This window comes from Winslowiella iniecta (assembly GCF_001267535.1).
GTDB classification, from domain to species: domain Bacteria; phylum Pseudomonadota; class Gammaproteobacteria; order Enterobacterales; family Enterobacteriaceae; genus Erwinia; species Erwinia iniecta.
This window is the reverse complement of the sequence record NZ_JRXE01000002.1, coordinates 129099-141480: the sequence shown is the minus strand read 5'-3', so window position 1 is coordinate 141480 and position 12382 is coordinate 129099. Positions and strand designations below refer to the sequence as shown.

The following is a 12382-nucleotide window of genomic DNA, read 5'->3' as shown; positions in this document are numbered from 1 at the left end:
CGCGGTTTCACGTGCAGAAGAGCGACCGCCGCCGCGATAGTCGCGCAGGCCATATTTCTGCTCGTAGGTATAATCGGCATGTCCCGGGCGGAAAACATCTTTGATTTCACTGTAATCCTGCGAACGCTGATCGGTATTTTCAATCAGCAGACCGATCGGCGTACCGGTGGTCACGCCTTCGAACACGCCGGAGAGAATTTTTACCTGATCAGGTTCACGACGCTGGGTGGTATAGCGTGACGTCCCCGGACGACGGCGATCGAGATCGTGCTGTAAATCGGCTTCGGTGAGTGGAATACCTGGCGGTACACCATCAACGATACAGCCCAGCGCGATACCATGCGACTCACCGAAACTGGTGACGCGGAAGAGTTGACCAACAGTGTTACCCGCCATTTTTCTATTCCCTCTATTCTGTCAGGAGGCTACTTTTTTGATGTTTAATCTTTATAAATCTTGAAGTGATGGGCAGCATCGATAATCTGCTGTCTTGTCAGCATAAACACGCCGTCACCGCCGTTATCAAACTCCAGCCAGGTAAACGGCACATCAGGATACTGTTCCATCATATGCACCATGCTGTTGCCCACTTCGCATACCAGAATACCGTTTTCGGTCAGGTAATCAGGCGCACAGGCCAGAATGCGACGCGCCAGTTTCAGGCCATCGCTGCCCGCTGCCAGGCCCAGCTCCGGTTCATGGCGATACTCATTCGGCAGATCGTCCATATCGTCGGCATCGACATACGGTGGGTTGGTGACAATCAGGTCATACTGAATTTTTGGCAGATCGCGGAACAGATCGGAACGGATTGGCGTGACGTTATGGGTCATGCCGTGAGCATCAATATTCTGCTCAGTGACCGCCAGCGCATCCAGCGAAATATCCACCGCGTCCACTTCCGCTTCCGGGAAAGCATAGGCGCAGGCGATAGCGATACAACCACTGCCGGTGCACATATCAAGGATATGCAGCGGCTGATGGTCGATAAGCGAAGCAAAGTGGTTATTGATCAGCTCGCCGATTGGCGAACGCGGTACCAGTACCCGCTCATCAACATAGAATTCGTGACCGCAGAACCAGGCTTTATTCGTCAGGTAAGCAACCGGAATACGCTCGTTAATGCGGCGAATAACGCGCTCAACGATGCGATGACGCTCACTGGACGTCAGACGCGCAAGGCGCATATCTTCCGGAATATCCAACGGCAAATAGAGCGTTGGCAACACCAGCTGAACGGCTTCGTCCCATGGGTTATCGGTGCCATGACCATACCAGATATTGGCTGCTGAAAAACGGCTCACCGTCCAGCGCAGCATGTCCTGAATGGTATGCAGTTCATTCACTGCTTCATCGACGAAAATTTTGTCCAAGTTGCCCTCCGCAGGCCGTTCTGTAAACTCGGCCGCTAGTTTGCCACGAAGCCGGCAATAATTCAGCGCAGAGAGGCGAAAAAGCTGACTTTTGTTACAGGGGCGAGTTAAGGTAGAGGTCTGACGGGCCGAAGCCATGCGCCAGGTTCGCCGCAAATTAACATGACAGTGAAGACTAATGACCCGGAAAGAAAAACTTAGCGCTGATGATAAAGCTCTGTTTCGTCAGCTAATCAGCGGCACGCGCAAACTGGCGCAGGACACCATTGTTCATCCGCCAAAGCGTAAAAAGATCGGTGAAGTGCCGGTTAAACGGCTGCTTTCTGAGCAGGCCGATAACAGCCACTATTTTTCCGATGAGTTTCAGCCGCTGCTGTCATCGGAAGGCCCGATGCGCTATGTGCGCAGTGACGTCAGCCATTACGAAATGAAAAAGCTGCGCCGTGGTGACTATACGCCGGAAATTTTTCTCGACCTGCACGGGCTGACGCAAAATCAGGCGAAACAGGAGCTGGGCGCGTTGATTGCCGCCTGTCGTCGCGAACATATTTTTTGTGCCAGCGTGATGCACGGACACGGCAAACATGTGCTTAAACAGCAGACGCCATTATGGTTAGCGCAGCATCCGTGGGTGATGGCTTTTCATCAGGCACCAAAGGAGTTTGGCGGCGATGCCGCATTGCTGGTGTTGATTGAAGTGGAAGAGTGGCAGCCGCCAGAGTTACTGCTGTAGAGGCAACCCGACGGCGTTGCAAATCGTCGGGGTTTCCGGAACATCGCAGGGGAGCCGTTTTCGGCTACCGTCCTGCTGGCGCCCAGGGCGCAAAACCCTGACACAGGCGGCGAGAACGCCGCTGCTAGATCGCTTTAGCTAATTTTTTTGGGCTAACCTGCCACTCCAGCTTACCTTCGCTGTTTTCCGCATCGAAATCCACGCAGGCAATGGCAGAGGTGGCAAACATCGGCGGGGCCTCTTGCGGGCAGAGTTCAGAAACCAGGTAACCCACCAACGGCAGATGTGAGATCACCAGCACCGATTTAACCCCTTCATTCGCCAGCACCTGCAAATAGCAGGCCACTAAGCCCGGATCGCCGCCCGGTGTCAGCTCAGGTAATACATCTTGCTCTTCAGGCAATGGCAGCACTTCCCGAACCGTGGCAAGGGTCTGCCCGGCACGCAGGTAAGGACTCACCAGAACACGCTCAATATCTACCGCCTGGCCGTTAAGCCAGCTGGCCATCTGGCGTGATTCATCGCAGCCGCAATGCGTAAGGGGCCTGACAGAATCACTTGCTGCATCTAATGCCGCATCGCCGTGACGCATGATAAAAACTTGCATATTGCACCAGTGTTGTTAAAAAAATCGCCGCGAACAGCGGTTCGCTGACTCTTCATTCTGCGAATGAACGCTGTGTTGTACCCCAATGCCTTAAGTATAGTCAACCGATTGCGTATTTAATAAGCGCCTCTACCGACAGCGCGGTGCGCGGCGCTGTTAAAGCGAGCAGCTAAGCCACTGAATCAATGTGGTTATCGCCGTCTGTTTCTGCTTTGTAAAACTTTTTATTCTGCTGCGCCATCCGTTGCAGCGCCTCGCAAGGGGCAAAACGTTCACCGTACTGCTGCATCAGGCGGGTTAATATACTCACCACCATTGTGGCACCGGTGCGATCGATATAATGGAACGGGCCGCCCAAAAACGGTGGGAAACCGATACCGAATACCGCGCCAATATCACCGTCACGTGCGCTGTGAATCACCTGCTCATCAAGACAGCGTACCGCTTCATTCAGCATCATCATCACGCAGCGTTGGGCGATTAACGACGTATCCAGTTGTGCTTTCGGCTTGATCCTGAGCAACGGATAAATACTGGCGTCCGCCTGCTTTATACGCAGCAAACCTGTGCCTGGATAGCGATAAAAGCCGCGACCGTTCTTGCGACCTTTACGATTGTCCTGTAATACCGCGTCAAATGCGGCGGGAGCAGCAAATCGCTCGCCATACGCCTGCTGAAGAATCGGCATAATTTTGGTGCCGACATCAATTCCCACTTCATCCAGCAGCTGAATCGGCCCGACAGGAAAACCAAACTCCACCAGCGCATTGTCGATGTGCTCAATCGGTTCGCCTTCCAGCACACAGCGCATCGCTTCGTTGATATACGGTGCCAGAATGCGATTAACGTAGAATCCGGCGCGATCCGCCACCACAATCGGCGTTTTGCCCTGCTTCTTCGCCAGCGCCACGGTGGTGGCGACCGTCTGCGCACTGGTGGCGGCGTGAGGAATCACCTCCACCAGCGGCATTTTATCCACCGGACTGAAATAGTGCAGACCAATAATATTTTCTGGCCGCTGTGCCTGTGCGGCAATATCTCCGATCGGCAGCGACGAGGTATTAGAGGCAAAAATGGTGCTTTGCGCGCAGTGTTGCTCAATCTCTGCCACCATCTTCTGTTTCAGCGCCAGATCTTCATACACGGCTTCGATCACCAGCTCCCGCTGCTGAAAACCGCGATACTGCGTGTCGCCAGAGATTAACGCCATCTGGCGCTGCCGTTCGGCAGGTTTGATATGCCGACGTTTCACCTTTTTACCCAGCGTTTCCCAGCTGTATTTCATCGCATGGTTAATGCCTTCGGCGTTGATATCTTTAATTCGCACCGGCAAACCGGCACGGGTGGCAGTAACACAGGCAATTCCTCCGCCCATTAAACCGCCGCCCAGCACGCCAATACGCTTTAGCGCCGCTGGCTCGGCATCCGCGCCATGCTCTTTTTTCATCGCCGTGGTGGCAAAAAACAGACTGCGCAGCGCCTGTGATTCAGGCGTCATCACCAGTTCACCAAAGGCTTGCGCTTCTGCTGCATAACCGCTCTGGCTGCCGTGCTCCAGCCCGTGCCGCACCACCGCCAGAATCTTTTCCGTTGCCGGATAATTGCCACGGGTCTTCGCGCGCGTCTGGCGTGCCGCCAGCTTAAATATCACTGCCCGCCCCACTGGCCCGTTAGCCAGACGTTCCCGTACCGGTAAGCGTCCTCGATTCTGATGCCCTTTCAATACCTGCGCTACCGCCGACTCCAGCAGAATACTGTGAGGCACCGCGTCATCCACCAGACCCTGTTTCAGCGCCTGACGGGCGCGCAGCGTTTTGCCAGTCAGCATCAGGTTAAGCGCCGTGGAAACACCGACCAGCCGTGGCAAACGCTGAGTGCCACCGGAACCGGGCAGTAAACCCAACTGCACTTCCGGCAGGCCGAGGCGCGTTTTATCATCCAGCGTACAGATGCGTTGACTGCACGCCAGCGCCAGCTCCAGCCCGCCGCCGAGGCAGGCACCGTGGATCGCCGCCACCACCGGAAAGGGCAGTCCGGCGATATCATTCATCACCTTTTGTCCCTGCTTCGCCAGCGTTTCCGCCTGCTGTGCCGAGTCACAGGCGGCAATCATGCCGATATCTGCCCCGGCAATAAAGGAATCCGGTTTACCGGAAATAATCACCAGCCCGGCCAGATGAGGGTTTTCCCGCGCACGCTGAATCACTTCGCGAATCTGACCGGCAAACGCCGCTTTCAGGGTATTCATTTTCTCATCCGGCACGTCGATGGTAATCACCCCAACGTTATCCAGACGCATCTGTAAGTGAAATGCAGATGACTGTTCCATTATTCAGCCTCCAGAACCATTGCCGCGCCCAGCCCGCCCGCCGCACAGGCCGTCACCAGCCCTAAGCCGCCACCGCGTCGTTTCAGTTCATTCAGGGTTTGCGTGATCATGCGCGCACCGGTGGCGGCAAACGGATGCCCGTAGGCAATCGACCCGCCCAGCACGTTAAAACGCTCTTCATTGACTTCGCCCAGCGCATGCGGACGCTTCAGCACCTCACGGGCGAAGCGTTCATCATTGAACATTTTCAGATTCGCCAGCGTCTGCGCAGCAAAGGCTTCGTGCATATCGATCAGCGTCAGATCGCTGAGGCTGATGCCAGCACGATCGAGCGCCAGCGGCGAGGCATACGAGGGACCGAGCAGCATATCCTGCCAGACATCAATCGCGGTAAAAGCGTAGCTGCGCAGGTAGCCGAGCGGCACGATACCCAGCTCGCGCGCACGTGATTCGGTCATCAGGATCACTGCGGCGGCACCGTCGGTCAGCGGAGTACTGTTGGCCGCGGTCACGGTGCCATGTTTACGATCGAACGCGGGACGCAGTCTGGCGTAATCTTCCAGCGTCGAGTCGCGGCGCACATTATTATCCTGCTCAAACGCCGCACGCCACGGTGGCACAAATGCCGTCATCACTTCACCGGCCAGTTTGCCCTCTTCCCAGGCTTTGGCGGCACGCTGATGTGAGCGATGGGCTAACGCGTCCTGCTGTTCACGGCTGATGCCGTGACTCTTCGCCATCTGCTCAGCGGTATCGCCCATACGCAGCCCGGTGGAATACTCGGCCACCGCCGGTGGCACCGGCAGCAGGTCACGCGGACGCAGCTGGCTGAATAGCTTCATTTTTTGCGAAAACGAGCGCGCCTTACTGAGATCGACCAGCGTGCGCCCCAGTTTTTTGCTGACGCCAATCGGCAATACCGATGAGGAATCCGCTCCCCCGGCAATCCCGGCCTGAATCGTGCCTGCCAGCAGGCTTTCCGCCACATTCGCTACCGCCTGGAAACTGGTGGCGCAGGCGCGGCTGACGCTGTACGCATCGGTATGCACACTGAGACCACTGCTCAGCACGATTTCGCGGGCGATATTCGGCGCTTCCGGCATCTGCACGACCTGACCGAACACCAGTTGTTCTATCGCTTCAGGAGGAATGTCACTGCGTGCCAGTAATTCACTGACCACCATGCTTCCCAGCTCCACCGCCGGAATACCGTGCAGCGCGCTGGCCTGGCGGGCAAAAGGAGTGCGTAATCCGTGAGTTATCGCGATGCGTTCGCCCTGACGCGTCAGCAAAGGTAGCGCTTTGCTCATTATTATCACCTGTTAACCGAGATCGGAGGCATCATTGCCAAAAGAGGTCTGACCTGATCCAGTGTTAACCAGAATGGGATATTGCGCCAAGCGTCCCGGCACAAAAATGCGAGTGCAGACACGAATTAAGCAGTATGTGGCAGGCTGGCTGCCACAATGAGGAAGGGATTAACGCAGGCCGAGCTGGAAGATCAGGGTTTCTGCCTGACAGGCAAAGATAAAATCAACATCAAGACGCACACCGTCACGCTCTTCGTTGAAGCGGGCATTGATTTCGCAAGGTTCGGACTCAACCGCACGCGCCTTATCGCTCAGGCTGGTCAGCATCGCTTCAGCTGCGGCACGATCGTCAAATAGCTGGCTGTATGAGGCGGTGCAGTCGGTATTATCCATAATAGTGCCAACATCAACACAACAGCAGGCGGCTGTTTCATTCGCGCTACATTTATTTATCGCGTCAGTCATGATTTTCTCCTGAATATTGCCACCGTTGCGGCAGGAAAATTAATTTACTATGTAATAGTTTACTCCTGCCTTATTACCGCAACCAGCGTGATTCCGCCAAAAGCGTACAGAGTGACGACTATCACAGTTAACCTTGATCCATGACAAACTTGAATGTGTACTAAGATTTCAATTGTCCATTTTTTGTTAAGCAGATCTTATTTCACACATCATTTTGTCAATATCATAAAAACAAGATTGCAACATATATACCGGTCAGTCCTATACTTGGCGCACTGGTCTGATTTGTTAACAGACGGTCAGTCCCTACAATCCGCGATCCTTGTTACGCTATGTAACAGAGTTTCATAAAAATCAGATAATGAGGTTGTGGTCATGAACCATAAGAACCTGTTTGCAAAGTCAGCTGTGGCAGCTGCAGTAGCATTAGTCTCTTCTCAGGTGTATGCAGCGGGCTTTCAGCTCAATGAATTCTCCTCGATTGGATTAGGTCGTGCTTATTCCGGCGAAGGCGCGATGGGAGATACCGCAGCCTCAGCCAGCCGTAACCCGGCAACCATGGCATTAATGGATCGCCCGGAATTTTCGATTGGTGCAGTCTTTATTGATCCTGATGTCAATATTGATGGTACCAGCGGTTCAGGTGCCAGCCTGAAAGCCGATAATATTGCCCCGACGCAGTGGGTACCCAATATTCACTATGTTCAGCCAATTAACGATCAGTGGTGGGTTGGCGCGTCAATTACCAGCAATTATGGTCTGGCAACCGAGTTTAATAAGGGCTATGCCGCGGGCGGTTTCGCCGGCACCACCGACCTGATGACCGGTAACTTTAATCTCAGCACAGCGTATCGTCTGAATGAACACTTTAGTTTTGGTGTCGGATTTGATGCGGTGTATGCCAAAGCGAAAATTGAGCGCTATGCTGGCGAAGCCGGCTCTCAGTTGGGTCTTGCTCCGGATACACAGATTGCCCACCTGAAAGGCGACAAATGGGGTTACGGCTGGAACGCCGGTATTCTTTATGAAGTGGATGACAAAAACCGCTTTGGCTTTACCTATCGCTCAGAAGTTAAAATCGACTTCGACGGTGATTACAAAAGCGATCTGCCCTCCGCCATTAACCCGATTGGCGGCCTGCTTGGCCTGCCTTACGGCACCGATGGCAACACCATTCCGGGTTCTCTGACGCTGAATCTGCCTGAAATGTGGGAGCTGTCTGGCTACCATAAAGTAGCACCACAGTGGGCGGTTCACTACAGCCTGGCGTACACCAGCTGGAGCCAGTTCCAGGAGCTGAAGGCCACCGGTAACAACGGTCAGACACTGTTCCAGAAAGATGAAGGCTTCAGAGATGCTTACCGCATCGCGCTGGGTACCAGCTACTTCTATGACGATAACTGGACTTTCCGTACCGGTATCGCCTTTGATGACAGCCCGGTGCCAGCCGACAAGCGCTCCATCTCTATTCCTGACCAGGATCGCCTGTGGTTAAGTGCCGGTGCGTCTTACGCCATTAACCAGGATGCGTCGGTCGACGTCGGTGTTTCCTATATGCATGGTCAGCATGTAACGGTGAAAGAAGGCCCGTATACTTTCGAATCTGAAGGTAAAGCCTGGCTGTACGGCGCGAACCTGAACTACCGCTTCTGATCTTACTGCATATCCTTAAAACGGGAGCCGAAAACGGCTCCCCTGCAATCGATATCAACCGGTATCGCCTTTACTCGGCATCAATATCGTTCAGATCATCCTGAATCGCCGACGCGTTCGGATTTTCCTGTGGTGTTAACTTACCGCCGCTCGCGAGGAAATCATGACGCTGGAAATAAGCATTACGCACAAAGGCATAAGGATCGCTGGTATTGCGCAGCATCGCATCGGAATCCAGCAGCTGAGCACGTGTCTCCACCCCTTCCAGCATCCATTTGCCCGCCGACATCCAGAAAGTCAGCCAGCTTAACGCCGGATAGACGGTATCAACATAATCACCGCCGTCTTCACGCAGGGTGAAGCTACCATAGGCTGGCAGTTCAACATACGGACCGTAACCTACGCCCCAGGAACCCAGCGTGCCACCAAAGCGCGGTGGCTCTTCGCGCGCCAGTTTCGGGTTAGCCATGCCAGCCACGTCAATAAAGCCGCCCATACCCAGAATAGTGTTCAGGAAGAAACGGTTAAAGTGCACCATACCGCGATACGGGTCGCCGCGCAGGAAGGAGTTGACCATCGCCGCAGGCTCATCAAGGTTACCCAGGAAGTTCCCCAGACCAGTACGCGCCGGCGCTGGCACATAATCACGCCAGGCCACGGCAACAGGACGCACCACATACGGATCCAACACGTTATAGTTGAAATCAAACATGGTACGGTTAAAACCTTCCAGCGGATCGGAACGCCCTTGCGGTTCGTTCGCGTTATTGGAACTGGCACAGCCAACCAGCAGCACACTTGCCAATGCCAATCCCGTCAGGCGGTAATTCATGTTGTTCTCCCTGTACTGATAGATTATTTAGCGCTTTCGACCTGCTGATTAATCTCAACAGCCAGATGCTGATGACCATCGTATGGCGTCACTGCGCTTTCACCCCGCCAGTCACCTGGCTGAGGATTGGCCGTGCCATCACGCGAAATGCGTACCCGTACTTGTACCTGATGCTGCGCCGAAAGCAGACGCTCTGGCATCATGGCATTGCTGTCATCAAGCGTCAGCGATAGTGGAAAATGACTCAGCGGTAGCTTTTTCACCGCTACCGGAACCGGTGAAACACCGTCAGAAACAGAAATATACAATACTCCGCCTTCATGTAACATTTTTTCTGCCTCTGCCGACAGGCTGACGGTTAATGCCAGTTTGCTGGATTGTGTGCCGGAATCAGTTTTCGCCTGCTCAATACTGCGCTGAACCCTCTCTATACGGCGATCGCCCGCCGGTAATAGTGGCAGCATCTGCTGCCAGAGAGTGATAGCGCGATCGTATTGCTGTTGCTGAAAAGCATTAAATGCCAATAAAGCCAGTACCTGTAAATCGTTTTTATCCGCTTGCAGCATCTGTTGCAGCATCAGCTCGGCTTCGCGATTATCCTGCGGGTCGCTGGAGCGGGTCAGAACCTCTGCGTAACTGAGTTTAATCGCCGGATCATTCGGTGCAAGTTGCAGCGCATGCTGAAATGCCTGGCTGGCAGTGGTGGCGTTATTCAGTACCATGCCAATCCGCCCCAGCATCATCCAGTCATTGATATTGTGCGGATCGTTTTGCAGTTCGCTACGAATGCCGAGACCGAGACGCGCCAGCTCTTCCATGGTCAGCGGTTTGCCGTTCGGGTCCATCACTCTGCCGCGCAGCGCCGGCAAATCATTTTTAACCTGCTGCCAGACCATCAGCTGTGGCAAGCCGCCGACTTTAAAATAGAGACCAAGGCTGACGATAAAGATTGCCAGCACGCCCGGCAGCAATACCCAGCGGCTGATGCTGCGCACCGGCGCCTGGTTGCTGAGCGGAATATCGGTCAGCAGCGTTTGCTGTAGCTCGCGCACCATTTCAGGTCGCTCTGCCACCACGCCCTGCGCTTCATCCTGTTCCAGTTCCTGCAAACGCTGATGATAGAACGCTTTATTCAGCGTATCGCGATCGCCGGCGCTGGCGTTACGACTGCGCCAGCCAGCGATCAACAGTAGCGCGCTGGCGGCCAGCAACAACACGCCAAGGGTTAGCCAAAACACGCTCATGGTTGTTTCCTGTTATTCTTTAATAGCTCATCAAGACGCTGCTGCTCAGCGGCATCCAGTCGCTGCTGCGACGGCTGACGTTTTCTGCTGCGCAGGATAATCACCAGGGCACCCATCACCACAAACAGCGCCGGGCCAGCCCAAAGGATCAGCGTTGATAACGTCAGCGGCGGCTGATAAGTGACAAAATTACCGTAACGCGCCACCATATAATCGGTGATTTGCTGCTGGTTCTGCCCCTGCTTCATCAGCTGATAAACCTTCAGGCGCATATCGGCTGCAATCATCGCATTGGAATCCGCAATACTGTTGTTCTGACATTTCGGGCAGCGCAGGGATTCGGTCAGCTCACGATACTGCTGCTCCTGCTCTACGGAATCAAACTGCCAGGTATCGATGGCGGCAAACGCGCTGAAACTCAGCAGCATCCCCACCAGCAGTGCAATTAGCGGTTTCACGACGCGCTCTCCTGGCTGTACTTATCCCACAGCGGTTTCACTTCCTGCTGCCAGACGCGTTCATTCATATCACCGGCATGGCGATAGCGGATAATGCCTTTGCCGTCGATCAGGAAGGTTTCCGGCGCGCCATACACGCCTAAATCCAGCCCCAGCATGCCGTTGCCGTCATACAAGCTCAGCGCATAGGGATTACCCAGCGTATTTAGCCAGTTCACCGCTTTATTGCGATCGTCTTTGTAGTTCAGCCCGACCACACGAATGCCCTGCCGCGCCAGCGAATTAAGATATTGATGCTCGGCACGACAAGTCGGGCACCAGGTGGCCCAGACGTTCAGTAAAATCGGCTTGCCGTCGTTCAGTATCGCCTGATCGTAAGTCTTACCGGGCTGATCCAGCGATTCGAGTTTAAACACCGGCACCGGTTTACCAATTAATGCCGACTCTAACCGCGTGGGATCGTCGCCATCCGCGTTGCGCGACAGCTGATACAGCAACGCGGCCGCCAGCAACAGAAACAAAATCAACGGAATAAAGAGGATCTTCTTGTTCATGCTGGCTCCTGCTGCACTTTTTTACGCGAGCGATAGCGCGGATCCAGCAGACAAAGTATGCCGCCCAGCGCCATAAACAGGCCGCCGAACCAGATCCAGCGTACAAACGGTTTAAAGTAAATCCGTACCGCCCATGAGTTATCGTCCAGCTCTTCACCCAGCGCCGCGTAGAGATCGCGGGTTAACCCGCCGTCAATCGCCGCTTCGGTCATCATTGAACGGGTGACGCTGTAGAAACGTTTTTCCGCGTGCAGCGTCGCTTCATGTTTACCATTACGGCTAACGTCAATCAGCGCCACGCCGCCGCTGTAGTTCGGGCCATTCAGCTCGCGCACATCGCGGAACACAAAGTGATAGTTATCAATGTCGACACTGTCGCCCGCTTTCATTCGGACATCGCGCTCAACGCTGTAATTCTGGCTAAAGGCGATACCAATCACCGTCACCGCCACGCCGAGATGGCCCAGCACCATGCCCCAGTGACTGCGCGACAGCTTAGTTAAGCCTTTGAAGAAGCGATGGCGATGGGTCGCGCGCTCATGTAGCTCCATCAGCGTCAGGATAATCACCCACAGCGACATCATCAGCCCCACTACCGTCATTGCTTCAATGCGATCCTGCATCAGCCACGGCAGCAGTACTGACAATGCCAGCGTCGCCACCAGCGCCAGCGCCAGCCGTTTCCACAGCTTTTGCGGCTCATCACGCCGCCAGCGAACCAGCGGCCCGATACCCAACATCAGCGCCAGCGGGGCCATCAGCCAGGTAAACAGGGTGTTAAAGAAGGGTTCGCCGATGGAAATACTGCCGAGTCCGAGCTGTTT

At 54.6% G+C, this 12382-nt stretch carries 13 protein-coding genes; 2 read left to right on the top strand and 11 right to left on the bottom strand.

Going from position 1 to position 12382, the window contains the following annotated elements:
- Together NG42_RS23230 and prmB are read right to left on the bottom strand one after the other, a co-directional pair.
- On the bottom strand, window positions 1-396 hold a 396-nt coding region (locus tag NG42_RS23230), incomplete at its 3' end, for a chorismate synthase (RefSeq protein WP_052897400.1).
- A 44-nt stretch (window positions 397-440) separates the two neighbouring features.
- Window positions 441-1373, bottom strand: coding sequence for a 50S ribosomal protein L3 N(5)-glutamine methyltransferase (gene prmB, locus NG42_RS01835; RefSeq protein WP_052897172.1), 933 nt, complete (start codon window positions 1371-1373; stop codon window positions 441-443).
- Between the two features lie 178 nt (window positions 1374-1551).
- Between prmB and smrB the strand changes: the two genes are divergently transcribed.
- Window positions 1552-2106, top strand: coding sequence for an endonuclease SmrB (smrB, locus tag NG42_RS01830; protein ID WP_052897169.1), 555 nt, complete (start codon window positions 1552-1554; stop codon window positions 2104-2106).
- Between the two features lie 124 nt (window positions 2107-2230).
- Here smrB and sixA read toward each other — a convergent pair whose 3' ends face one another.
- From sixA to NG42_RS01810, 4 genes are all read right to left on the bottom strand, one after another.
- Window positions 2231-2713, bottom strand: coding sequence for a phosphohistidine phosphatase SixA (gene sixA, locus NG42_RS01825; protein WP_052897166.1), 483 nt, complete (start codon window positions 2711-2713; stop codon window positions 2231-2233).
- Window positions 2714-2882: 169 nt separating this feature from the next.
- Complete coding sequence (gene fadJ / locus NG42_RS01820; protein ID WP_052897163.1) at window positions 2883-5042, bottom strand: fatty acid oxidation complex subunit alpha FadJ; 2160 nt, start codon at window positions 5040-5042, stop codon at window positions 2883-2885.
- Window positions 5042-6352: an acetyl-CoA C-acyltransferase FadI gene (gene fadI, locus NG42_RS01815; protein WP_052897161.1), complete on the bottom strand. Its 1311-nt coding sequence runs from the start codon at window positions 6350-6352 to the stop codon at window positions 5042-5044. Before fadI ends, fadJ begins: the two co-directional genes overlap by 1 nt.
- A gap of 168 nt (window positions 6353-6520) precedes the next feature.
- The gene (locus tag NG42_RS01810) at window positions 6521-6817 is read right to left on the bottom strand and encodes a YfcZ/YiiS family protein (protein WP_072133280.1); all 297 of its coding nucleotides are present in this window, start codon (window positions 6815-6817) and stop codon (window positions 6521-6523) included.
- A 375-nt stretch (window positions 6818-7192) separates the two neighbouring features.
- Here NG42_RS01810 and fadL point away from each other — a divergent pair, with 375 nt between their 5' ends.
- Window positions 7193-8470: a long-chain fatty acid transporter FadL gene (fadL, locus tag NG42_RS01805; protein ID WP_052897159.1), complete on the top strand. Its 1278-nt coding sequence runs from the start codon at window positions 7193-7195 to the stop codon at window positions 8468-8470.
- 70 nt (window positions 8471-8540) lie between these two features.
- On the opposite strand, the gene mlaA is transcribed toward fadL, so the two are convergent.
- The 5 genes from mlaA to NG42_RS23225 all read right to left on the bottom strand — a co-directional run.
- Window positions 8541-9302: a phospholipid-binding lipoprotein MlaA gene (gene mlaA, locus NG42_RS01800; protein ID WP_052897157.1), complete on the bottom strand. Its 762-nt coding sequence runs from the start codon at window positions 9300-9302 to the stop codon at window positions 8541-8543.
- A gap of 23 nt (window positions 9303-9325) precedes the next feature.
- The gene (gene ccmI, locus NG42_RS01795) at window positions 9326-10546 is read right to left on the bottom strand and encodes a c-type cytochrome biogenesis protein CcmI (RefSeq protein WP_052897155.1); all 1221 of its coding nucleotides are present in this window, start codon (window positions 10544-10546) and stop codon (window positions 9326-9328) included.
- The gene (locus NG42_RS01790) at window positions 10543-11004 is read right to left on the bottom strand and encodes a cytochrome c-type biogenesis protein (protein WP_052897153.1); all 462 of its coding nucleotides are present in this window, start codon (window positions 11002-11004) and stop codon (window positions 10543-10545) included. Before NG42_RS01790 ends, ccmI begins: the two co-directional genes overlap by 4 nt.
- Entirely contained in the window at window positions 11001-11558 is a 558-nt protein-coding gene (locus NG42_RS01785) for a DsbE family thiol:disulfide interchange protein (RefSeq protein ID WP_052897151.1), read from the bottom strand. The genes NG42_RS01790 and NG42_RS01785 overlap by 4 nt, the downstream gene beginning before the upstream one ends.
- The coding region (locus NG42_RS23225) for a cytochrome c-type biogenesis CcmF C-terminal domain-containing protein (RefSeq protein WP_052897398.1) at window positions 11555-12382 on the bottom strand (828 nt) is incomplete at its 5' end. The genes NG42_RS01785 and NG42_RS23225, both read right to left, overlap by 4 nt.

What these genes read in the sequence shown, in the direction of transcription:
- fadI (WP_052897161.1), bottom strand. Translation starts at nt 6,352, where the DNA reads ATGAGCAAAGCGCTACCTTTGCTGACGCGTCAGGGCGAACGCATCGCG.
- NG42_RS01810 (WP_072133280.1), bottom strand. Translation starts at nt 6,817, where the DNA reads ATGACTGACGCGATAAATAAATGTAGCGCGAATGAAACAGCCGCCTGC.
- sixA (WP_052897166.1), bottom strand. Translation starts at nt 2,713, where the DNA reads ATGCAAGTTTTTATCATGCGTCACGGCGATGCGGCATTAGATGCAGCA.
- NG42_RS01785 (WP_052897151.1), bottom strand. Translation starts at nt 11,558, where the DNA reads ATGAACAAGAAGATCCTCTTTATTCCGTTGATTTTGTTTCTGTTGCTG.
- smrB (WP_052897169.1), top strand. Translation starts at nt 1,552, where the DNA reads ATGACCCGGAAAGAAAAACTTAGCGCTGATGATAAAGCTCTGTTTCGT.
- ccmI (WP_052897155.1), bottom strand. Translation starts at nt 10,546, where the DNA reads ATGAGCGTGTTTTGGCTAACCCTTGGCGTGTTGTTGCTGGCCGCCAGC.
- fadL (WP_052897159.1), top strand. Translation starts at nt 7,193, where the DNA reads ATGAACCATAAGAACCTGTTTGCAAAGTCAGCTGTGGCAGCTGCAGTA.
- mlaA (WP_052897157.1), bottom strand. Translation starts at nt 9,302, where the DNA reads ATGAATTACCGCCTGACGGGATTGGCATTGGCAAGTGTGCTGCTGGTT.
- fadJ (WP_052897163.1), bottom strand. Translation starts at nt 5,042, where the DNA reads ATGGAACAGTCATCTGCATTTCACTTACAGATGCGTCTGGATAACGTT.